General features: G+C 70.3%; 23 protein-coding genes. 15 read left to right on the top strand and 8 right to left on the bottom strand.

Annotated features, from left to right (window positions below):
• The first annotated feature begins 25 nt into the window (after window positions 1–25).
• Together ACSVDD_RS15870 and ACSVDD_RS15865 are read left to right on the top strand one after the other, a co-directional pair.
• On the top strand, window positions 26–1,015 hold the full coding sequence (locus ACSVDD_RS15870) for a protein phosphatase CheZ (RefSeq protein WP_448190337.1): 990 nt from the start codon (window positions 26–28) through the stop codon (window positions 1,013–1,015).
• 6 nt (window positions 1,016–1,021) lie between these two features.
• Window positions 1,022–2,287 carry a pentapeptide repeat-containing protein gene (locus ACSVDD_RS15865; RefSeq protein ID WP_448190336.1) on the top strand — a complete coding sequence of 422 codons (1,266 nt, stop codon included), beginning with the start codon at window positions 1,022–1,024 and terminating at the stop codon, window positions 2,285–2,287.
• A gap of 67 nt (window positions 2,288–2,354) precedes the next feature.
• On the opposite strand, the gene ACSVDD_RS15860 is transcribed toward ACSVDD_RS15865, so the two are convergent.
• The 5 genes from ACSVDD_RS15860 to ACSVDD_RS15840 all read right to left on the bottom strand — a co-directional run bounded on the left by ACSVDD_RS15860 (window position 2,355) and on the right by ACSVDD_RS15840 (window position 7,930).
• Window positions 2,355–3,719, bottom strand: a complete 1,365-nt coding sequence (locus ACSVDD_RS15860) for a heme biosynthesis protein HemY (RefSeq protein ID WP_448190335.1) — start codon at window positions 3,717–3,719, stop codon at window positions 2,355–2,357.
• On the bottom strand, window positions 3,716–5,215 hold the full coding sequence (locus ACSVDD_RS15855) for a COG4223 family protein (RefSeq protein WP_448190334.1): 1,500 nt from the start codon (window positions 5,213–5,215) through the stop codon (window positions 3,716–3,718). The genes ACSVDD_RS15860 and ACSVDD_RS15855 overlap by 4 nt, the downstream gene beginning before the upstream one ends.
• 130 nt (window positions 5,216–5,345) lie before the next feature.
• Window positions 5,346–6,098, bottom strand: coding sequence for a uroporphyrinogen-III synthase (locus ACSVDD_RS15850; RefSeq protein WP_448190333.1), 753 nt, complete (start codon window positions 6,096–6,098; stop codon window positions 5,346–5,348).
• Window positions 6,095–7,021 (bottom strand): hydroxymethylbilane synthase, encoded by a 927-nt coding sequence (gene hemC / locus ACSVDD_RS15845; protein WP_448190332.1) that lies wholly within the window; start codon window positions 7,019–7,021, stop codon window positions 6,095–6,097. The genes ACSVDD_RS15850 and hemC overlap by 4 nt, the downstream gene beginning before the upstream one ends.
• 63 nt (window positions 7,022–7,084) lie before the next feature.
• Window positions 7,085–7,930, bottom strand: coding sequence for a class I SAM-dependent methyltransferase (locus ACSVDD_RS15840; protein WP_448190331.1), 846 nt, complete (start codon window positions 7,928–7,930; stop codon window positions 7,085–7,087).
• Between the two features lie 62 nt (window positions 7,931–7,992).
• Between ACSVDD_RS15840 and tsaD the strand changes: the two genes are divergently transcribed.
• The 5 genes from tsaD to ACSVDD_RS15815 all read left to right on the top strand — a co-directional run bounded on the left by tsaD (window position 7,993) and on the right by ACSVDD_RS15815 (window position 11,657).
• Window positions 7,993–9,066 carry a tRNA (adenosine(37)-N6)-threonylcarbamoyltransferase complex transferase subunit TsaD gene (tsaD, locus tag ACSVDD_RS15835; protein ID WP_448190330.1) on the top strand — a complete coding sequence of 358 codons (1,074 nt, stop codon included), beginning with the start codon at window positions 7,993–7,995 and terminating at the stop codon, window positions 9,064–9,066.
• Between the two features lie 23 nt (window positions 9,067–9,089).
• Window positions 9,090–10,109: an NAD(P)H-dependent glycerol-3-phosphate dehydrogenase gene (locus ACSVDD_RS15830; protein WP_448190329.1), complete on the top strand. Its 1,020-nt coding sequence runs from the start codon at window positions 9,090–9,092 to the stop codon at window positions 10,107–10,109.
• Window positions 10,106–10,873: a trypsin-like serine peptidase gene (locus tag ACSVDD_RS15825; protein WP_448190328.1), complete on the top strand. Its 768-nt coding sequence runs from the start codon at window positions 10,106–10,108 to the stop codon at window positions 10,871–10,873. The genes ACSVDD_RS15830 and ACSVDD_RS15825 overlap by 4 nt, the downstream gene beginning before the upstream one ends.
• A 71-nt stretch (window positions 10,874–10,944) precedes the next feature.
• Window positions 10,945–11,229, top strand: coding sequence for a YciI family protein (locus ACSVDD_RS15820; protein ID WP_448190327.1), 285 nt, complete (start codon window positions 10,945–10,947; stop codon window positions 11,227–11,229).
• A 14-nt stretch (window positions 11,230–11,243) separates the two neighbouring features.
• On the top strand, window positions 11,244–11,657 hold the full coding sequence (locus tag ACSVDD_RS15815; protein WP_448190326.1) for an EVE domain-containing protein: 414 nt from the start codon (window positions 11,244–11,246) through the stop codon (window positions 11,655–11,657).
• A gap of 24 nt (window positions 11,658–11,681) precedes the next feature.
• On the opposite strand, the gene ACSVDD_RS15810 is transcribed toward ACSVDD_RS15815, so the two are convergent.
• Complete coding sequence (locus ACSVDD_RS15810; protein ID WP_448190325.1) at window positions 11,682–11,912, bottom strand: hypothetical protein; 231 nt, start codon at window positions 11,910–11,912, stop codon at window positions 11,682–11,684.
• A 338-nt stretch (window positions 11,913–12,250) separates the two neighbouring features.
• Here ACSVDD_RS15810 and acs point away from each other — a divergent pair, with 338 nt between their 5' ends.
• From acs to ACSVDD_RS15790, 4 genes are all read left to right on the top strand, one after another.
• The gene (acs, locus tag ACSVDD_RS15805; RefSeq protein WP_448190324.1) at window positions 12,251–14,191 is read left to right on the top strand and encodes an acetate--CoA ligase; all 1,941 of its coding nucleotides are present in this window, start codon (window positions 12,251–12,253) and stop codon (window positions 14,189–14,191) included.
• Between the two features lie 169 nt (window positions 14,192–14,360).
• Window positions 14,361–14,852 (top strand): hypothetical protein, encoded by a 492-nt coding sequence (locus ACSVDD_RS15800; protein WP_448190323.1) that lies wholly within the window; start codon window positions 14,361–14,363, stop codon window positions 14,850–14,852.
• 85 nt (window positions 14,853–14,937) lie between these two features.
• The gene (locus ACSVDD_RS15795; RefSeq protein ID WP_448190322.1) at window positions 14,938–15,243 is read left to right on the top strand and encodes a nucleotidyltransferase domain-containing protein; all 306 of its coding nucleotides are present in this window, start codon (window positions 14,938–14,940) and stop codon (window positions 15,241–15,243) included.
• Window positions 15,240–15,740, top strand: coding sequence for a hypothetical protein (locus ACSVDD_RS15790; RefSeq protein ID WP_448190321.1), 501 nt, complete (start codon window positions 15,240–15,242; stop codon window positions 15,738–15,740). The genes ACSVDD_RS15795 and ACSVDD_RS15790 overlap by 4 nt, the downstream gene beginning before the upstream one ends.
• 3 nt (window positions 15,741–15,743) lie before the next feature.
• Here ACSVDD_RS15790 and ACSVDD_RS15785 read toward each other — a convergent pair whose 3' ends face one another.
• Together ACSVDD_RS15785 and ACSVDD_RS15780 are read right to left on the bottom strand one after the other, a co-directional pair.
• Window positions 15,744–16,199 (bottom strand): thermonuclease family protein, encoded by a 456-nt coding sequence (locus tag ACSVDD_RS15785; RefSeq protein ID WP_448190320.1) that lies wholly within the window; start codon window positions 16,197–16,199, stop codon window positions 15,744–15,746.
• Between the two features lie 119 nt (window positions 16,200–16,318).
• Window positions 16,319–16,519, bottom strand: coding sequence for a succinate dehydrogenase assembly factor 4 (locus ACSVDD_RS15780; protein ID WP_448190319.1), 201 nt, complete (start codon window positions 16,517–16,519; stop codon window positions 16,319–16,321).
• Window positions 16,520–16,606: 87 nt separating this feature from the next.
• Here ACSVDD_RS15780 and htpX point away from each other — a divergent pair, with 87 nt between their 5' ends.
• The 4 genes from htpX to ACSVDD_RS15760 all read left to right on the top strand — a co-directional run bounded on the left by htpX (window position 16,607) and on the right by ACSVDD_RS15760 (window position 21,629).
• Window positions 16,607–17,494: a zinc metalloprotease HtpX gene (gene htpX / locus ACSVDD_RS15775; RefSeq protein ID WP_448190318.1), complete on the top strand. Its 888-nt coding sequence runs from the start codon at window positions 16,607–16,609 to the stop codon at window positions 17,492–17,494.
• 71 nt (window positions 17,495–17,565) lie between these two features.
• Window positions 17,566–18,498: an exopolyphosphatase gene (locus ACSVDD_RS15770; RefSeq protein WP_448190317.1), complete on the top strand. Its 933-nt coding sequence runs from the start codon at window positions 17,566–17,568 to the stop codon at window positions 18,496–18,498.
• A gap of 48 nt (window positions 18,499–18,546) precedes the next feature.
• A complete protein-coding gene (locus ACSVDD_RS15765; protein WP_448190481.1) occupies window positions 18,547–19,839 on the top strand; it encodes an RsmB/NOP family class I SAM-dependent RNA methyltransferase in 1,293 nt (430 codons plus the stop codon).
• A gap of 128 nt (window positions 19,840–19,967) precedes the next feature.
• On the top strand, window positions 19,968–21,629 hold the full coding sequence (locus tag ACSVDD_RS15760) for a heparinase II/III family protein (RefSeq protein ID WP_448190316.1): 1,662 nt from the start codon (window positions 19,968–19,970) through the stop codon (window positions 21,627–21,629).
• The last annotated feature ends 38 nt before the right edge of the window (window positions 21,630–21,667 follow it).

Genomic DNA, 21,667 nt, shown 5'->3' with positions numbered 1-21,667 from the left:
CCCCCCGTCCGTTCCGGAGCCGGGAATGCCCGATGACTCGCTGCTCGAATTGACCGAGCAGGACTACCTGAAGATGGAAGAAGCGCTGTCGCAGACCTCGCGCGGCCGTGCTTTCCTGCGCATGCGCGACCGCCGCACGCGGCTGGTGGCGGTGGACGAGTTCCACCACGTCGCCGGCCTGCTGGAGCAGCAGGTCCAGCGCTTGGCCGCCGGTGACTTCGCGCCGGCGCAGCGGGCCGCCGCACCCGCCGCCGAGGGCCAGCTCGCCCGCATCCAGGAGGAACTGAGCGCGCTGCACGCGTTCGTCGATCAGGCGCGCGACGACATGGCCGCGCTGCGCCCCGCCGACGGCGGCAACGACCCGATTCTCGCCGCCACCGCCGAGTTGGACGCCATCGTCCAGGCGACCGAGCGCGCGACCACCGAGATCCTCGACGCCTCCGACGCCATCCAGGAATTCACCATCCGCATTCCGCGCGACGACCCGGATTGGGCCGAGCTGGCCAACGGCATCGAGATGCAGTGCATCGAGATCATGACCGCGTGCTCGTTCCAGGACATCACCGGCCAGCGCACCACCAAGGTCATCAACACGCTGCGCTACATCGAGGAGCGGGTGAACGCGCTGATCGAGGTGTGGGGCGTCGACCGCACGGGCAGCGGCGCCGTGCCGGACGTGGCGGCGGCGCACCGCAAGCTCAACGACGACCGCCCCGACGCGCACCTGCTCAATGGCCCGCAGCTGGAGGGGCAGGGGGTCAGCCAGAACGACATCGACGCGCTGTTCGACAACATGGCGACCGAGAACCCGCAGGTGCTCTCCCGCGCCGAGAGCGTCCCCGACACCGCGCCGGCCCCAGAGCCAGCCCCCGAACCAGCCCCGCAACCGAAGACGAAGTCCGCAGCGAAGAAGTCGCCCCCGCCGCCACCCCCGCCCGAGCCGCCCCCCGCGGAAGAGCCGGCGGCCGGCGGGGCGCCGATCTCGCAGAACGACATCGACGCGCTGTTCGCCTGATCCGCCATGGCATACGACGGCCACATCAACACCCGCATCCACCTGACGCAGGAGCAGCTCGACCGCGTCTGCGAGCGGCATGTGCGATTCATCGAGGGCCGGCCCGGCGGATCGCGGGCCAACCTGCCGTTCTTCGACCTGAGCGGGCTGGACCTGTCCGGGCGCAACCTGACCGGCGCATATCTGGCCGGCGCCGTCCTGTGCAGGGCCAATTTGAACCGCACGGTGCTGGACCACGCCGACCTGTTCGGGGCGGACCTGCGCGGCGCCGACCTGCGCGGCGCGCGGCTGTTCCGCACCGACCTGCGCGGCGCCAACGTGCGCGCCGTCAACATGGAAGGTGCCGCCATGGTCGAGGTGGACCTGCGCGACGGCGGCACCGTCAACAGGAACAGCATCGGCGAGAAGATGGTGGTCGGCTTCCACCCCGGCCCGGCGGACCTGACCGCGGCGCGTCTGGTCAACACCGACATGGCGCGGGCCAAGCTGACCGGCAGCTTCGCGCGCGCCGCCGACTTCACCAACGCGACGCTGAGCGGCGCCCGGCTGGAGCGCGTGGACCTGCGCGACTGCAACTTCGTCGGCGCCGACATGCACGGCGCCAACCTGACCGGGGCCGATCTGCGCGGCGCCAGCCTGGACGGCGCCTTCCTGAACGAGCTGGATCTGATCGCCACCGCCCGCACCGACGCCGAGGCCACAGCGATCAAGGCGCTGCCGCCGCTCCCCGTCGAGAACGAGGACGACACCCCGCCTCCCACCGAGCCCGAGGCGCTGGACGAGATGCTGCGCCAGCACCTGCTGTGGCTGGGCTCCAGCGGCAAGGTGGGGCGGCAGCTCGACCTGAGCGGGATAAACCTGTCCGGCGCCAACCTGTCGGGCGCAGTGCTGACGCTGGCGCGCGGCACCAAGGTGCAGATGCGCAAGGCCAACCTGCGTGGTGCCCAGCTCCAGGCCGCGCACCTCGACGGCGCCGACCTGCGCTCGGCCGACCTGCGCGGCGCCGACTTGCGCGGGGCTACGCTGAACCGCGCGGTGCTGATCGACTGCCAACTGGACGGCGCCAACCTGTCGCCGCTGGCGATCTCGGCGACGCATCAGGTCATGCGGGCGTCGATGGTGCGCGCGCGCTTGGCGGGTGCCTCGCTGGCCGAGGCCAACCTGACCGGCTGCGACCTGACCAACGCCGACCTGACCGGCGTCAACCGCACCGGCGCCACCCTGGACGACGCGGTCCTGGATGGCACGCGGATGACTGTCGAAGGCGGTTGAGCCCGGCGGCAGCTCCACAAGAAAAAGGCCCCTTCCCATCGGGAAGGGGCCTTTTTGCGGAAGGGGGCTAGCGGGCCGCTTCGACCGCCATGGGCGGGAGCGCGGTGACCGTCGCCGCCGGTTCCGGCGGTGCCAGATGCAGCGACACCCGCGGCGTCTTCCACTCCAGCGTGTCGAAGGCGTTGCAGTTGCCGCACAGGCCGGCCCATTCCTGGCTGACCGCACCGCAGCTGCGGCAGGTCCATGCCGGGTCGGGCGCCGCGGACGCCGCCTGGACCAGCCAGCCGCGCGCCGCTTCCTCGCTGCCGTGCTCGGAGCGTTCCAGGTCGGCCAGCAGATGGTAGACGCGGCGCGACGGCTGCACCTCCAGCGCCTTCATGAGGTGGCTGCGCGCCTCCCCCCACAGCTCGGCGTCCAGCGCGGCGCGGGCGACGGCCAGATGGCCCTCGACGTTGCCGGGCTTCTGCGCCGCCAGCTTCTCGAACAGCTTGAGGCGGGTCAGCGGGTCGTAGCCGGAGAGAATCTCGCGGTAGACGTCCGCCAGTTCCTGCGCCGGATGCTGCCGCCACGCGCGCTCGACCGTCTTGGAGGCCGGCTTCTGCCGGCCGGCGGCCAGCAGCAGCCGGGCCAGACGCGCCGCCGCCGGCACGAAGCCCGGCAGCAGATCGTGCGCTGACTGCGCATGGTAAAGCGCTGAGTCGCTCCGCCCGCGCCGCTCCGCCTCGAAGCTGCGTTCCAGCAGCAGCGCGGCGCGGCGATGGCGGCCCTCCTCGGCCGGGATGGCGCCGGCCTGCACGGCCGATTGCAGCGTGCCTTCCGCCGCCGCCCAGTCGCCCGAGCGCGCCTCCAGGTCATACAGCGTCGCCAGCACCCAGGGGGTGTTGGGTTGCAGCTTGTGCGCCCGGCGGGCGAGGCTCAACGCCTCCACCCGGTCGCCGGTCTTCATCGACTGCGTGAGCAGGCCGCGCAGGCCGAGGAACGCCGTCTCCGGCCGCTCCAGCATGGCGTGGAAATACTCGCCGGCGGCCTTGTCGTCGCCCTGCAGCTGGGCGGCCTGCGCCGACAGCAGCATGGTGAGCGGCGGCTCGTTCAGCAGGCCGTCGGCCTTGCGCGCCATCTTGCGGGCGGTGACCGGGTCGCCGGCGGCGACCGCGACCATGCCCTGGGTGAGCGCTCGGTAGCCCTTCTCCCGCCGCCGCGAGCGGCTGTGGTTCCGCAGGCTGCGCGGGGCGCCGACGATGGCGCGCCAGAACCGGTAGAGCAGCGCCGCGGCGCCCAGCGCGCCGACCGCGACCAGCACCATCATGGCGAAGCTCGTCTCGACGACGTAGCCCTGCCACGTGACGGCGACACTGCCGGGATGCTCGGCGAGCCAGATGGCGATCGCGACGAGGATCGCGACCTTGATGAGGAACCAGATGGCGCGGATCATTGCGACACCTTCCCGCCAGACGCCGCCGACATCAGCGCGATGGAGCGCCCGGTGAGCTGCTGCCCGGCGGTGTTGGCAGCCAGACGTGCCTTGGCATCGGCAAGCCAGCCGCTTGCGGCCTGTGCGGCGGGACCCTGGAGCGTGGACATCTCGTCCACCGCGCCCTTCAGGTTGCCGTCGTTCAGCGCGGCCTGGGCGCGGGCGACGGCGGCCTCGGGCGTGTCGCCGACCACGTCGCCGCCCTGGCGGCGCACGGTCACCAGCGTCGACAGCGTGCCGGTCACCTCCTTGATCCAGTTGCCGCCCTCGCCCTTGAGCGCGGCGCGGACGATGTCGCCGGCCTGCCGGTCGAGCCGGTCGGCAAGCTGCGCCTGCGTCGGGATGCCCTTGCCGGCGTACGGCGCGATGGAGTCGAGCGCCTGATTGAGTTGGGCGTCGCTGCTGCCCAGCGCCTTGACGGCCTGAAGCTCGCCCTGGAACGGGCCGCTGCCCGACAAGGCGCTGCGCAACTGCCCGGCGGCGAGCACCAGCGCCTCGGCGCTGGCCGCCGTGTCCTGCTTGGCGGTAGCCTGCTGGGCCAGCGTGGAGACCTGCTGCTTGAGCGCCGTCACGTCCTGGCCGAGCGTCGGGTCGGCCGCCGGCTTGCTCTCCAGCGCCGCGAGGCGGTCGGACAGGCCCTTGACCACCGCCGGATCGACGGAGGGCGCAGCGGCAACCGGAGCCGGGGCGGGCCGCTTCTCCAGCGCGTCGAGGCGCGCGGTGAGCGCCGACAGGTCGGCGGACGCGGCGGCGCTGCCGTTGCCGGAGGCGGCGGGGCGCTGTTCCAGCTTGGCGATGCGGTCGTTCAACTGCTGAACCTGGGCACTCAGGCCCGGATCGGCGACCGGCGCGACGGCCGTCGTCGTGGCGGCGGGCGGCTTCGGCCAGCCCGGCACGCGCGGCGACCACCACGGCTCGCTCAGCGCGGCGGCGCCGACCAGCAGCGCCAGCAGCGACACGGCGGTGGCGAAACCGGCGCCGGAGCGGCGCTCGACCACCGGGGGCGGGGTGTGGACCGTCTCGCGGTGTTCGATCACCGGCGGTTCGGGCCGCGGCTCGGGGGCGGCTTCGACCGTAACCGGCTCGACCACCGGCTCACCGGCGGGCGGCACGTCGGACGCGGCGACGATGGTGTCCGCATCGGCCGGCTTGTCGTCGGTGGTGTGCCGGTCCTCGGCCGGGGTCGCGGCCTCCAGGTCGGCTTCGTCGAGCGTGACGTCGTGCTTGGCGGCGGCGGCGCGCAGGTCGGCGTGGCGCGACAGCGGAATGGCGCCGCGCTTCTTCCAGCCCTGCACCGTGGTCACCGGCGTGTCGAGCTTGTGAGCCATGGGGCGGATGCCGCCGAAGCGCTCGATGAGGCGCTCCACGGCGGAGGCGCCGGGGGTGGCGGAGGAGTCCGAAGCCGGCTGGGCGTTCGGGTCCGTCTCGGGCTGATCGGAGCCTGGGCGAGAGGTCATGAAAGCCTTCTTGGTCGCGATTTTTGGTTGTGGGCGACGCGTTTCCTCGAAACCTGGGCAGCGTCGTCCCTGCGGAACGCCGTGTACGGCCGTGGCCCGATGGACCCGACCGGCTCTTGTAAGCCTGCCCTTAAGCCCCGCCGCGGCCCCGACCCGGCAGCAGAGCGAGCAGGCTGTCCTGTTCCGGCCGTTCGGCGACCTGTACGCTTCGCCACGGAACCTGTTCCGCGTCACACGTACGGGCGGCCTCCGCAACCGCCGGACTGAGGCAGAGCACATCGACTGTACGACAGCGGTCGAGCAGCCCGGCCTCCCGTACCAACCTAACAAACGAACGCGCCGTACGGGGAGAAAAAATCAGTACGGCGTCTATCTCACTTTTGGCCAGTCCGGCCGCCGTCGCACCCCCCAGAACGGCAGAGGGGCGGGCCTCGTACATGGCCTCCCGACGTACATCAAAGCCCTTGGCGCCCAACAGTCCCGACAGGTCGCCGGCCACCGTGGTGCCTGCGACATGAAGCAGCACCCCGGCCTCCGGGCGGCACCGTTCGCCCACCAGCGCGGCCAACGCGTACACGTCGCCCTGCGCGCTCGCCACGGACGCAAATCCGGCTTCGCGCGCGGCGCGGGCGGTGGCGTCGCCGACCGCATAAGCGGGGCGGTCGCGCCGTGCCGTACGTCGAACGAAGGCCCGTACGCCATTCGCGCTGGTGAAAAGGAGGGCCTGTACGTCTTCCAGATCCGGCGCCGGGCCGTCCAGCCAGACCATGTCCAGCATCGGCTCGATCAGCGCGGCGTGGCCGAGCGCGCGCAGACGCCCGGCCAGCGGCTCGGCGTCCTCCGCCGGCCGCGTGATGAGGAGCCGTAAAGCCCCTCCGCTCACGGCAGGAAGAAGTCCGGCGGCAGTTGCGCCTTGATCTCCGCCCCGGCGTCGGCGCCGAGTGCGGCGGCGTCCGCCGCCTTGCCCGTGCGGTGCGCCGTGAACACCTGCCGGCCGTCCGGCGACAGCACCTTGGTCTTGAACGTGAGAGTGTCGCCGTCCAGCACCGCCAGCGCCGCGATGGGCGTGCGGCACGAGCCGTCGAGCATGGCGAGCAGCGCCCGCTCCGCCGTCACGCGGGCCGCCGTTTCGGCGCAGTGCAGCGGGCCGAGCAGCGCGCGGGTCTTGTCGTCGCTGCTGCGGATCTCGATGCCGATGGCGCCCTGCGCCACGGCGGGCAGCATGGTCTCGGGTTCGAGGATCGCGGTGATGCGCTCGGTCAGGCCCAGGCGGCGCAGCCCGGCCAGCGCCAGCAGCGTGGCGTCCACCTCGCCGGCGTCCAGCTTCTTCAGGCGCGTCTGCACGTTGCCGCGCAGCGGCACGACCTTCAGGTCCGGCCGGCGTTCGAGAACCTGCGCCTGCCGGCGCAACCCGGCGGTGCCGACCACCGACCCGGCGGGCAGCGTGTCCAGCCCGTCGCCGGTGCGCGAGAAGAACGCGTCGCGCGGGTCCTCGCGCGGCAGCAGGGTGGAGATCTCCAGCCCGTCCGGCAGCCAGGTCGGCACGTCCTTCATGGAGTGCACGGCCAAATCGACGCGGTTGCCGAGCAGGGCGTCTTCCAGTTCCTTGGTGAACAGGCCCTTGCCGCCGGCCTCGGCCAGCGTGCGGTCGAGGATCTGGTCGCCGGTGGTCTTGATGACCACGATCTCGATAGCGTCCGGGGACGCCAGATGCGGGTGAGCCGCGGCCAGGCGGTCGCGGGTCTCGTGGGCCTGCGCCAGCGCCAAGGGGCTGCCGCGCGTGCCGATGCGGAGCGGAGTTGTCATGGGTCCGTTTCTATGCCGTTCCCCGCACTTTGCAAACCCCCGCCGTCGGCGCCTTGACCGAAATCAGTCGCGGCGCGCCGTCACCACCATGCGCCGGCTGTACGGCGTCCAGACGGTGCCCTCGAAATCGCCGGTCAGCGTGTCGGGCGTAAATCCGGCTTCGCGCAGCATCGGCTCCAGCTCGGCGTGGAAGATCATGCGCCAGTGGAAGGCGAAGTCGCTGCTGTGCACCGTGCCGCCCGGCAACAGCTCGTCGTACCAGCCGCAGACGAGCTGGCGCTGGCGGGTGTCGAGCCCGGTGTTCATGCCGTAGCGGACGTAGCGGTTGCCGGTGTCCGGCGCGGTGCGCGGTTCGGTCGGCGCCGGAGTGCGGTCGGCCTCCAGAGTCAGCGTCGGCGGGTTCATCACATCGAACGCCAGCGTGGCGCCCGGCGCCATGTGGGCGGCGATGGCTGCCAGCGCAGCCCGCTCCTCGTCCGGGTCGGGGATCAGCATCAGCGTGTTAAACGGCAGCAGCGCCAGCGCGAACCCGCGCTCGGGCAGGGCGAGGCACGCCGCGTCCTGCTGGACGACGCGCACGCGCGCCTGCACGGCGGGCTCCTCGCGGGCCAGCTTGGCGCGGAGCTGGGCCAGCATGCCCGCCGACACGTCCACCGCCCACACCTCCATCCCCAGCCGGGCCAGCGGGATGGTCAGGCGCCCGGTGCCGCAGCCGACCTCCAGCACCGGACCGCCCCCCTGAGCCAATATCCGGGCCGCCAGCTCCTTGTAGAAGCCGACGTCGCCGAGGATGCCCATGCGCTCCAGCTGCACCACGTGCTCGGCCAGCGGTTCGCCGATCTCCAGCGACGGGTAGTCGCTGTCGTAATAGCGGATCGCCGCGTCGTTGTCGGGGGTGTCTCTGTTCATGGGGCCCTGTTCATGGCGGAAGACCCTATACCGACACGGGCGCAACGGCTAGGTTGGCGGCCATGATCGTCCTTGGAATCGAAACGAGCTGCGACGAGACGGCGGCGGCCATCGTCACCGACGCGCGGGAGATCCGCGCCGACGTCGTGCTCTCCCAGATCGCCGACCACACGCCGTACGGCGGCGTGGTGCCGGAAGTGGCGGCGCGCGCCCATTTGGAGCACCTCGATGGCCTGATCCGCCGCGCGCTGGACGAGGCGGGGGTGGGGCTGTCCGACCTCGATGCGATTGCCGCGACCGGCGGGCCGGGGCTGATCGGCGGCGTCATCGTCGGCGTGATGACCGCCAAGGCCATCGCCGCGGCGCGCAAGCTGCCCTTCGTCGCCGTCAACCATCTGGAGGGGCATGCGCTGACGGCGCGGCTGACCGACGACGTGGCGTTCCCCTACTTGCTGCTGCTGGTGTCCGGCGGGCACTGCCAGTTGCTGGTGGTGGAGGGAGCGGGGCGCTACCGGCGCCTGGGCACCACCATCGACGACGCGGTCGGCGAGGCGTTCGACAAGACCGCCAAGCTCATCGGCCTCGGCTACCCCGGCGGCCCGCAGGTGGAGATCGCGGCGGCCGAGGCGACCGATCCCGGCCGGTTCGAACTGCCGCGCCCGATGCTGGGCCGGCCGGGCTGCGACTTCTCGTTCTCCGGGCTGAAGGCGGCGGTGCGCCGCGTGGCCGAGGGGCTGCCCAAGCCGCTGACCCCGGCGGACCGCGCCGATCTGGCGGCGGCGTTCCAGCGCGCGGTGGCCGACGTGATGGCCGACCGCTGCAAGCGCGCCATCCGCCTGTTCAAGCAGGCGCACCCGCAGGGCGGGGCGCTGGTGGTGGCCGGCGGCGTGGCGGCCAACAAGGCGCTGCGGGCGCGGCTGTCGGAGCTTGCGGCGGGGGAGGGCATGCCCTTCGTGGCGCCGCCGCTGCGGCTGTGCACCGACAACGCGGCGATGATCGCCTGGGCGGGCATCGAGCGCCTGCGGCTGGGCCAGACCGACAGCCTGGACTTCGCGCCGCGCCCGCGCTGGCCCCTCGATCCCACCGCCAAGCCGGCCATCGGCCGGCCGGACGTGGGGGCGGGGGTGAAGGCATAACCAAGAAAGTACCAAGGGGATACATGGCGGACGAACGACCCACCACCTTCCACCGAATCGGCGTCGTCGGCGGCGGCGCCTGGGGCACGGCGCTGGCGCTGGCGGCGTTGCGCGCAGGGCGCGAGACGCTGCTGTGGGCGCGCGAGCCGGCGGTGGTGGAGGCCATCCGGCGCGACCGCGAGAACCGCGACTATCTGCCCGGCGTGGAGTTGCCCGCGGCGTTGACGGCCACCGCCGACCTGGGCGACCTGGGGGCCTGCGACGCGTTGCTGCTGGTCACCCCGGCGCAGCATCTGCGCTCGGCCTGCGCCAAGCTGGCGCCGCACCTCAAGCCCGGCGCACCGGCGGTCATCTGCGCCAAGGGCATCGAGATCGACACGAGCGCGCTGATGTGCGAGGCGGTCGAGGCGGCGCTGCCGGCCGGCACGCCGGTCGCCATCCTGTCCGGTCCGACGTTCGCGGCCGAGGTGGCGCGCGGCCTGCCCACCGCGGTGACGCTCGCCTGCAAGAACCACGGCATCGGCGCGGCGCTGGCCGAGGCGCTGGGCAGCCGGACGTTCCGCCCCTACCTCACCGACGACGTAGTCGGCGCGCAGGTCGGCGGGGCGGTGAAGAACGTGCTGGCCATCGCCTGCGGCGTGGTGGCCGGGCGCAAGCTGGGCGACAACGCGCGCGCCGCGCTAATCACCCGCGGACTGGCGGAGATCACCCGGCTCGGGCTGCGGCTCGGCGCGCGGCCGGAGACGCTGATGGGGCTGTCGGGGCTGGGCGATCTGACGCTGACCTGCTCCAGCCTGCAATCGCGCAACATGTCGCTGGGCGCGGCGCTGGGCGAGGGCCGCACGCTGGACGAGGTGCTGGGCGAGCGCCGCTCGGTGGCGGAGGGCGTCTACACCGCCCGCGCGGTGGTGGCGCTGGCCGACCGGCTGGGCGTCGAGATGCCGATCTGCGCCGCGGTGGACGCCATCCTCAACCGCGGCGCCAGCGTGGACGACACCATCCAGGGCCTGCTGGCGCGGCCGTTCCGCGAGGAGGCGGTGTGAAGGCGGCGCTGCCCATCTTAAGTCTGCTTGGGCTGGCACTGCTGGGGGCTGCCCCGGCGCTGGCGGCGTGGGAGAACCCGGCCGAACTGCCGGGCCTGGGCGCCACCGACCGCCGGGTGCCCGTGGACGTGGCGCAGGACCCCTGGCGCTCGGTCGGCAAGGTGCAGACCAACCTGGGCACGCGCTGCACCGGCGCGCTGATCGCGCCGCGGCTGGTGCTGACGGCGGCGCACTGCCTTTTCAACCCGCGCACCCAGGCGATGCTGCCGGCCTCGTCGCTGCACGTGCTGTTCGGTTACAGCCACGGCGACTACCGCACCCATGTGACCGTCGAGCGCTACGCCTCCGATCCCGCCTTCGACGGGCGCAAGAACCGCGGCATGCTGTCGCCCGACAACGCCCATGTGGACTGGGCGCTGCTGACCCTGGCGCCCGCGCCGAAGGTGACGGAGCCGGTGCTGCCGCTGGCCGCCAAGCCGCTGCCGGCCGGCACGCCCTTGGCGCTGGGCGGCTTCAACCAGGACCGTTCGCACCAGTTGATGGCCGATCTTGCCTGCACGATTCTTGGCTGGGGCAACTTCCCGAACGGCGCGCCGATGATGCTGCACGACTGCTCGGCGACGCGCGGCACCAGCGGCGGCCCGATCCTGGCCCGGCGCGACGGCCGGTGGGAGGTGATCGGCATCAACGTCGGCGCCTCGCCCAAGGCCAATCTGGCGCTCCCCGCCGCGGCCTTCGCCGCCGAGGCCGCCAAGGCTCCCTGATAAATCCCCCTGACGCCCGGCCGTGGTTGCGCTACGGTCCGGGCGGTCAAAGAAACGGGAGGGTTTTCCGCATGCTGTTCATGTTCCACTGCACCGACAAGGCCGGTGCTGCCGACGTGCGCGCGTCCAACCGCAACGCGCACCTCGACTATCTGGAAGCCCACAAGGACCGCATCTTCGCCGCCGGGCCGTTGCTGAGCGACGATGGCAACGGGATGGTCGGCAGCCTGCTGGTCATCGAGTGCGCCGACAAGGCCGCGGCCGAGGACTTCGCCGCCAACGACCCCTACGCCAAGGCCGGCCTGTTCGAGAAGGTCGAGATCCGCGCCTGGCGCCGCGTCTTCCCCAAGGCCTGAGGGGGGCGGCGCGCATGGTCCGCTGGCTTCTGAAGTCCGAGCCGACCAAGTATGCCTGGGACCGCATGGTCGCCGATGGCCGCACCCATTGGGACGGCGTGCGCAACCATCAGGCGGCCAACAACCTGAAGGCCATGCGCGTCGGCGACCGCGCCTTCTTCTACCATTCCAACGAGGGGATGGAGGTGGTGGGCGTGGTCGAGATCGCGCGTGAGTACTACCCCGATCCCTCCGACGAGAGCGGCCGGTTCGGCATGGTGGACGTGGCGCCGGTGATGCCGGTGATGACCCCGGTCACCTTGAAGCAGATCAAGGCCGACCCACAGCTGGCCGGCATGGCGCTGGTGCGCCAGTCGCGCCTGTCCGTCTGCCCGGTCACCGACGCCGAATGGGCGCGGGTCTGCGAACTGGCCGGGATCGACGGTTAGTTCGCGGTGGAGCGGTGCCCCGCCCTACTCGGCGGGCACCGGCTCGATGGTGGCCTGGAAATCCTTGGCGGCCTGCATCATGCGGCGCGACAGCGCGCGGATCTCCGCCGCGGCCTCGGCGTAGTCCTGCTCATCCCCGGGCAGGGCGCCGAGCGTGGCGTCGATCACCATGAGGTTGGTGCGATTGCCCATCTGGTTGAGCCGCCCGACGATGTCGAGCCCACCCTTGCCGTCCGCGCTGGTGGTGCTGGCCATGGATGAATTCCGTCCGCATGCTGGTTCTGAATGCTCCCGGACGCTAATCCAAGCTGGTTAAGGCTGGGTTAAAGGCGTTCGCATGGGCGCGAACCGTCCGTTGATGCGACAAATGGCCGCGCCACATTCGGTCTATGCTGAATGTCTGGGGGTTATAAAGTTTCGCTGCGGCGCACAAAAACGGCCTCATAATTCGAAGGTGGGTGGAAGCCGGGCGGCCGAGCGACTTGTCGAGCCCTCTCCATGTGTGGATAATGCCGGCCAAAGGGGGCGGTCGGCAAGGCCGCCCTATAACGCCTACACGGGCAACCAGAAGTCAGCGGGGGAATCGCAAGCAAATGACCGATAACACGTACTTTCCTGTAAAGCCGGAGGTCGCCAAGGCCGCCTGGGTCGACGAAGCCAAGTACAAGGCCATGTACGAGCAGTCGACCAAGGATCCCGAGGGCTTCTGGGCCGAGCATGGCAAGCGGGTCGACTGGATCAAGCCGTACACCAAGGTCAAGGACGTCAGCTTCACCGGCGATGTGCACATCCGCTGGTTCCAGGACGGCACGCTGAACGTCTCCGCCAACTGCATCGACCGTCACCTCGCGACGCGCGGCGATCAGACCGCCATCATCTTCGAGGGCGACGACCCCGGCGTTTCCAAGCACATCACCTACAAGGAACTGCACGAGCAGGTCAGCCGCCTCGGCAACGTCCTGAAGAAGAACGGCGTCAAGAAGGGTGACCGCGTTACCATCTATCTGCCGATGATCCCCGAGGCCGCCTACGCCATGCTGGCGTGCGCCCGCGTCGGCGCCATCCACTCCATCGTGTTCGGCGGCTTCTCGCCGGACAGCCTGAAGGACCGCATCGTCGACTGCGACAGCCACTTCGTCATCACGTCGGACGAGGGTCTGCGCGGCGGCAAGCGCGTTCCGCTGAAGGCGAACGCCGACAAGGCCGTGGCCGGCGCGCCGATGGTCAAGAACGTGCTGGTGGTCAAGCACACCGGCGGCGACGTCGCGTGGACCGCGGGCCGCGACCTCTGGTACCACGAGGAAATGGCGTCGGTGTCCGCCGACTGCCCGCCGGAAGAGATGAACGCCGAAGATCCGCTGTTCATCCTCTACACCTCGGGCTCGACCGGCAAGCCGAAGGGCGTGCTGCACACCACCGGCGGCTATCTGGTCTACGCGTCGATGACGCACCAGTACGTCTTCGACTACCACGACGGCGACGTGTACTGGTGCACGGCCGACGTGGGTTGGGTGACCGGCCACAGCTACATCGTCTACGGCCCGCTCGCCAACGGCGCCACCACGCTGATGTTCGAGGGCGTGCCCACGTACCCGGACGTCTCGCGCTTCTGGCAGGTCGTCGACAAGCACAAGGTCAACATCTTCTACACCGCGCCGACCGCCATCCGTTCGCTGATGCGCGAAGGCGAAGGCCCGGTGAAGAAGACGTCGCGCGCGTCCCTGCGCGTCCTCGGTTCGGTTGGCGAGCCGATCAACCCCGAGGCGTGGCTGTGGTACTACAACGTGGTCGGCGAGGGCCGTTGCCCGATCGTCGACACGTGGTGGCAGACGGAGACCGGCGGCATCCTGATCACCCCGCTGATCGGCGCCATCGGCCAGAAGCCGGGTTCGGCCACCAAGCCGTTCTTCGGCGTCCAGCCGATCGTGGTGGACAACGAGGGCGCCATCCAGGAAGGCGAGACCGAGGGCAACCTCTGCATCGCCGACGCCTGGCCGGGCATGATGCGCACGGTGTACGGCGACCACGAGCGGTTCGTGCAGACGTACTTCTCGACCTTCACCGGCTACTACTTCACCGGTGACGGCTGCCGCCGCGACGCCGATGGCTACTATTGGATCACCGGCCGCGTCGACGACGTGATCAACGTGTCCGGTCACCGCATGGGCACCGCCGAGGTGGAGAGCGCGCTGGTGGCGCACCCGAAGGTCGCGGAAGCGGCCGTGGTGGGCTATCCGCACGACCTCAAGGGCCAGGGCATCTATGCTTACGTGACGCTCAACGCCGGCGAGACGCCGTCGGAAGAGCTGCGCAAGGAGCTGGTGAACTGGGTCCGCAAGGAGATCGGCCCGATCGCCTCGCCGGACCTGATCCAGTGGGCGCCCGGCCTGCCGAAGACCCGTTCGGGCAAGATCATGCGCCGCATCCTGCGCAAGATTGCCGCGAACGAGCACGACGCGCTCGGCGACACCTCGACGCTCGCCGATCCGGGTGTGGTCAACGAGCTGGTCGACAACCGCATGAACCGTGCCTGATCGTCCTGATCGGAAGCGGTGAGTTACGGACCAGGGGCCTTCGGGCCCCTGGTTTCGTTTCGGGATGCGGGATCGCCGGCCAGTCCCCTTCGCATGACTTGACCATTGTCAGGTTCGCCCGCCGCCCAGCCAACTAGGATGGCGCCGATTCTCATCGCGGAGACATCCAATGCTGCGCCGTCTGCCCGTCCTTGCCATCCTGCTAGCCTTCGGTTCACCCGCCTGGGCCGAGACCCTGTCGTGCCCCGACATGAGCCAAGCCGTTCAGGCCGGGTCCTGCCCGACCAAGGCCGAGCTGGAATACGGCTTCAACGGGTATTGCAGCGACAATGCGCGGATGATGGACAAGGAGACGATCTGCAACGATTTCGAGCTGTACCGCCAGTTGAAGGACAATTCCCTCTGGGAGGCTGGGGAGTTCCACGGCTATCTGTCCTGCAACCTGAAGCCCGACCAGATCCGTGGTGCCAAGGCGGTGTCGGTCTCCGTCGGCCGCGCGCCCGGAACCATGCAGCGGGTCGCGTGCACTTACGACAACGGCATGGTCATGGCGACCCGCACCCGCAGCACCTGCACCTCCAGCGGTGCCACCAGCGTGGAGTGCACGGCGCCGGCGCCCCGTGGCGCCGCCCCCTCCGACACGCGCAGCCCGGCGCAGTAGCCGGTTTCGTCTCGGGGAGCGGGCTGGACGCGTTCAGGGCGAGCGATTACCTTGAACGGCAACACCGTTGCATCGGACGCCGCTGATGGCCCTCGCACTGACCCAAGACCAGAAGGACGCGATCTGGTTCGTCCTGCGCCGGAATTTTGGTCCCGACGTGAAGGTCTGGGTCTTCGGATCGCGCGCCTTGGGCGAGGACACGGGTGACATCGATCTCTACGCCGAGGTGAGCGACGAGACAGACGCGATCATCGTGCCGCGCGGGCGGGCGCGCCGCCAACTCGAAGCGCTCCTCGACAACAAGGTCGACTTGATCGTCCGCCGCAGCAGCGGCCAGAAGAGCGTGTTCGACGAGGTCGCCCGGAAGCGCGGGGTCGCACTCCAGCCATGACCGACCTCGATCGCCGCCGGCTTTTCGCGGAGCAGTGCCGCCACCTTATGAGAGCGGCCATGCACCTCGGCTACACGCTCGGCCGGTGCCAAGGTGTTCTGCCGCATGGGGTGGCCGCACTGTCCCGCATTTCGGAGGAACACCTTGAGCGGCTCGATGCGCTGGCTGTGCGCTTCGCCCGTTGCCAGGAATTCACTGGGACGACGATGCGTGCCGAGGCCATTTTGCTTGGCGAAGCCTTCGAGGATTACCCGAAGCTGCTGGATGCACTGCGCAAGCGCGGTCTTCGGGTGTCCATCGGTGAATGGCAAGTTCTGCGCGATTTGCGCAACGACGTCGGCCACGCGTACCTTGGGACCGATGAGGAGTTCTTCGATTTTTATCGGGAAGTGCTCCAGCACGCGCCGAGCCTTATCGAGTCAGCGTGCCGGATGTACGACCATGCCGTGACGGACCTGGGCTTTGCCGAAACGGAACTCGGTGCCCGTCCCGTTTGAGCCTTACCCCGCCGCCCCCTCGCACCAGGGCTGCCGCTTTTCGCCGTGATACGGGCGCACCAGCCCCGCATCGAGCATCAATTGCGACAGGTCGGCCCCTGTGGAGGTCAGCACCCGTGCCCGCACGCGGCCGCCGTACTTGTCGGCCTGCACGTCCATGAGCCGGGCGCGGCCGTCGGCCAGCAGGCGGCGGGCGAAGTCGCGGGCGGCCTCGGCCTTTTCCTTTTCCTGGGCGCAGCGGGCGCGCATCTCCGGCGCGTCGATGCCGGACAGGCGCACGTGCGTCTCCACCGCCTGACCCAACCAGATCGTGGCGCGCACGGCGATGGTGTCGCCGTCCAGAACGTCGAGAATCTCGGCCGGGATCGGCCCCGGCAGGGGCGGCTGACCGGCAAGCGCCGGGGCTGCGACCAGCATCGCCAGCAACGCGGAACGAAGCAAAGGGGAGCGCACGGGCATGGCCTCCACACGAGCGGGCGTCACGCCCGGAACGCGCAAAGGCTACGCTCAAGCTAGGAACAAAGCAAGCGCGCAATAGGCATAAGATCCTGCACACAATTGTGTGCAGGTCATAAGTCCTAGAAATCCGAGCAGCGGCCCTTGAACTGCCAGTCGCCGTAGCGGGTCGGCTCCGGCCCCTTGGGGCCGCCGATCTCGCCGGGCTTCTGCTCGGGGCCTTTGCCGAGGGTTTCCGTGGGGGGCGTTTCGGGAACGGTGCCGACGGAGGTGTCTGCGGTCGGGGTGGGCTTGTCGTCGCTCATGATCGTGCTCGCGGGCATCTTGAACGGGGCGCTGAGCCAAGCCCATATCACCGACAGGACGTGGCGGGAAGCCCCGTCCGCAGGAATTGGGGCTCACAGGGACGTATGACCAGTTATCTGAAGACCACCGTGCTGCTTGCCGGCCTCACCGCGCTGTTCGTCGGGCTGGGCTATCTGCTGGGTGGGCAGGGCGGCATGCTGATCGCCTTCATCGTGGCGCTCGGCATGAACTTTTTCGCCTACTGGAACTCCGGCAACATGGTGTTGGGCATGTACGGCGCCCAGGAGGTCGATGCGTACTCCGCGCCGGAATACTACGGCATCGTCCAGCAACTGGCGCAACGCGCCGGGCTGCCGATGCCGCGCGTCTACGTCATCCACTCCGACCAGCCCAACGCCTTCGCCACCGGCCGCAACCCGGAGAACGCCGCCGTCGCCGCCACCACCGGCCTGCTGAACCGGCTCAGCGCCGAGGAGGTTGCCGGCGTCATGGCGCACGAACTGGCGCATGTGAGGAACCGCGACACCCTCGTCATGACGGTCACCGCGACCATCGCCGGCGCCATCTCCATGCTGACCAACTTCGGCATGGTCTTCGGCGGGTCCTCGAGCGGCGAGGACGGGCGCGGCGGCAACCCACTCGGCTTCGTCGGCGCGCTGCTGGTGATGATCATCGCACCCTTCGCGGCGATGATCGTGCAGATGGCGATCAGCCGCACCCGCGAGTACGAGGCCGACCGCATCGGCGCCGAGATCTGCGGCCAGCCGAACTGGCTCGCCTCTGCGCTGTTGCGCATCCACGAGGGCGTCGCCCACATCGCCGAGCCGCACGCCGAGGCCAACCCGGCCACCGCGCACCTGTTCATCGTCAACCCGCTGCACGGCGGCTCGTTCGGCAGCCTGTTCTCGACCCACCCCGCGGTCGAGGACCGTGTGGCGCGGCTCTACGCCATGAGCGGCTATGCGCCGCAGCCCGCCAGTCCTTGGGGTTGAGGATTGCGTCCACCATGGACCATGACTACCTTGCCTGACCCCAACGATTGGGGCAGGGCAATGGGGGAAGCATGGCCGAGGATCAGAAGTACCGTCTCGTCACCCGCTCCGACTTCGACGGGCTGGTGTGCGCCGTCCTGCTGAAGGAGTTGGACATGGTGGACGACATCAAGTTCGTCCATCCCAAGGACATGCAGGACGGCAAGGTCGAGATCACGGCCCGCGACATCACCACCAACCTGCCCTACGTGGAGGGCGCCCACCTCGTCTTCGACCACCATCTGTCGGAGACCATCCGCGTCGGCAAGCAGCCCAACCACATCATCCACCCCGAGGCCCCCTCGGCCGCCCGCGTCGTCTACGACCATTTCGGCGGCAAGGAGCGGTTCCCCAGGGTGTCGGACGAGATGATGCGCGCCGTCGATCAGGCGGATTCGGCGCAGTACGACCGCGACGACATCCTGAACCCGGTGGGCTGGACGCTGCTGAACTTCCTGATGGACGCGCGCACCGGCCTTGGCCGCTTCCGCGAGTTCCGGGTGTCGAACTATCAGCTGATGATGGAGCTGATCGACTACTGCCGGCAGCACGACATCGACCAGATCCTGGCGCTTCCCGACGTGGTCGAGCGCGTCGAACTCTACGCCCAGCACCGCGAGCTGTTTGCCGACCAGCTCAAGCGCTGCGCCACCGTGCACGGCAACGTCGTGGTCCTCGACCTGCGCAACGAGGAGACGATCTACGCCGGCAACCGCTTCATGATCTACGCGCTGTTCCCGCAGACCAACATCTCCATCCACGTGCTGTGGGGCCTGAAGCAGCAGAACACGGTGCTCGCCTGCGGCAAGTCGATCCTCGACCGCTCGTCGAAGACCAACGTCGGCGCGCTGATGCTGGAGTACGGCGGCGGCGGCCACCACGCGGCCGGCACCTGTCAGGTCGACAACGACAAGGCCGAGGCCGCGCTGGCGGAGATCGTCGGGCGGATGCGGGCGGACGGCTGACGCCGTTTGTCCATCGACACCCCGCCCCCGGCGCGCTACATCCCCCGCATGACCGATGCCTCCCTCGCCGCGCGCGTGATCGCGCTGGACATCCTGCGCGGAGTGCTGCGCAAGAACCTGCCGCTCGATGACGTCTTTGACGCTCACCCCAAGCTGGCGGATCTGGAGCCGCGCGACCGCGGTTTCGTGCGCATGCTCGTGTCCACGGTGCTGCGCCGGTTGGGGCAGATCGACGCGCTGATCTTCGCCTGCCTGAAGGAGCCGGGCCTGCCCAAGGCCTTGGTGCACGACGTGCTGCGCCTGGGCGCGGCGCAGCTCGTCTTCCTCGGCACGCCGGCGCACGCAGCGGTGGACACCACCGTCGAGCTGGCCGTCGCCAACGAGGCGCCGCAGTACAAGGGCCTGATCAACGCCGTCATGCGCCGTCTGGCGCGCGAGGGCGTCGAACTGGTCAAGGCGCAGGACGCCGGCCGGCTCAACGCGCCCGACTGGCTGTGGCTGTCCTGGCGGAAGGCCTACGGCACCGCCCGCGCCCGCGGCATCGTCGATGCGCACCTGCACGAAGCGCCTTTGGACATCACCGTCAAGTCCGACCCGCAGGGCTGGGCCGAGCGGCTGGAGGCGACTGTGCTGCCCACCGGCTCGCTGCGCCGGGCGGCCGGCGGGTCGGTGACCGAGCTGCCGGGCTTCGGCGAGGGCGCGTGGTGGGTGCAGGATCTCGCCGCCTCGCTGCCGGCCAAGCTGATGGGCGACATCAAGGGCAAGCGCGTCTACGATCTGTGCGCCGCCCCCGGCGGCAAGACGGCGCAGCTCTGCGCCGCCGGTGCCGACGTGGTGGCGATCGACCGCTCGGCCAAGCGGCTGGAGCGGGTCGGCGAGAACCTCGCCCGCCTGAACCTGACCGCCGAACTGATCGCCGCCGACGCCGCCACCTGGGACCCCCTCGAACCGGCCGACGCGATCCTGCTCGACGCGCCCTGCACGGCGACCGGCGCCATCCGCCGCCACCCCGACGTGATGCGCCTGAAGAGCGCCGAGGACGTGGCGAAACTCGCCAAGGCGCAGGGCCGGCTGCTGGCGCACGCGGTGGATCTGCTGATGCCCGGCGGCATCCTGGTCTACTGCACCTGCTCCATCCAGCCCGAAGAGGGCGAGGCGCAGATCGACCGCCTGCTGTCCAGGGACAGCCGGGTCGAGCGCGTGCCGGTCACCCCGGCCGAGCTGGACGGCCTCAAGGAGCTGATCAACGAGCGCGGCGAGGTGCGGTCGCTGCCCGGCATGCTGGCCGGGCACGGCGGCATCGACGGGTTCTTTGTGGCAAGACTGAGACGGTCGGAATAAACATTACCGGCTCTCTTGCGGCCTTCGCGGCGAATTGATACCACACGAACCATGTCGTTGATGAACAGTCGTCGCACGCCCGCTTCCGGCCGGGCCGGCTCCGCACGCCGCGGGCCGGGGTGAGCACCATGTCCGGGTCCCGCGACACGTTCGGCCGGTTCCGCGAAGGCGTCGCGCAGATCGCCTACGGCAACCCCATCTACCAGCTGACATTGGGCGGCCGGGCGCCGACGGCGCTGTCCGTGGTGCCGCCCGATCCCTGGCCCGGCGATGCCGGCGAGGGCACGGCGCTGCTGTCCGGCCTGTACCGCTTCGCCGGCCAGACGCTGCACGGCGACCCGGCCGGCGAGCCGCACTGGCGCCCGCTCGGTGCCGGCGCCGCGTGGCGCAACGCGCTGCACGGCTTCGAGTGGATGCGCGACCTGCGCGCGGTGGGCGGCGACGCGGCGCGGCGGCGGGCGCGGGCGATGGTGCTGTCGTGGATGGACCACAACGGCTCGTGGAACGCGCAGACCTGGGCGCCGGAGGTGCTGGGCGCCCGCATCGCCAACTGGATCGGCCTGCACGACTTCTACTGCGCCTCGGCGGATGACGAGTTCCGCGTCCGCGTCTTCGACAGCCTCGCCCGCCAGACCCGCCACCTCGCGCGCGTCACGCCGGGCACGCTGGAGGGCGCCGACCTCATCACCGCCATCAAGGGGCTGGCCTACGGCGGCCTGTGCCTGCCGGGCAGCGAGCGCCTTGCCGGCGACGCGCTGCGCCTGCTGGAGCGCGAGCTGCCGCGTCAGGTGCTGCCCGACGGCGGCCATATCGAACGCAGCCCGTCCGTTCAGCTTCGCGTGCTGCGCGACCTGATCGACCTGCGCGCGGTGCTGCGCGTCGCCCGCGTCGAGACGCCGGAATCCTTGCAGCACGCCATCGACCGCATGACCCCGGCCCTGCGCTTCTTCCGCCACGGCGACGGCGGGCTGGGGCTGTTCAACGGCGGCCGCGAGGAAGACCCGACGCTGATCGACGCCGTGCTGGCGCAGGCCGACGCCCGCGGCCGGCCGCTCAAGAGCGCGCCGCACGCCGGCTTCGAGCGGCTGATCGCCGGCCGCACGCTGGTGCTGATGGACACCGGCGCGCCGCCGCCGCCGGGCATGGACGCCCACGCCCACGCCGGCACGCTGTCGCTGGAGGTGTCGGTCGGCAAGGAGCGGCTGATCGTCAACTGCGGCGCCCACGCCGCCCCCATCGGCCCCTGGCGCGCGGCGCTGGCTGGCACGTCGGCGCACTCCACCGTGTCGGTGGCCGACACCAATTCATCGGAAGTGCGCGAGGACGGCGGCCTGGGGCGCCGCCCCGGCCTCGTGTCGTGCGAGCGGCAGGAGATCGACGGCGCGGTGCTGGTGGTGGCGACGCACAACGGCTACGCCCGCAACTTCGGCTATCTGCACCGCCGCCGCATCTATCTGGGCGAGAACGGCGAGGATCTGCGCGGCGAGGACATACTGGAGCCGCTGCTGGGCGCCAACCCCGGCTCGCAGATGTTCACCGCGCGCTTCCACCTGCACCCTCTGGTGCAGGCATCGGTGATCCACAACGGCCAGCAGGTGCTGCTGCGCCTGCCCAGCGGCGCCGGCTGGCGCCTGCACGCGGCCGGCGGGTTGTTGGAACTGGCGGAGAGCATTTATCTGGCATCGGGCGATGAGCCGCGCCGCACGACGCAGATCGTGCTGACCGGCCAAGCCGACGCCAACGGCACCACCGTCAAATGGGCCTTGCGCCGCGAGCGCAAGGGGGCGTGACAGCACTCTCCTTGCGCTTCGCTCCCTGAACATCATAT

Source organism: Azospirillum terrae (genome assembly GCF_053470425.1).
The sequence above is the reverse complement of the archived record's forward strand: the minus strand, read 5'-3'. Positions and strand labels throughout refer to the sequence as shown.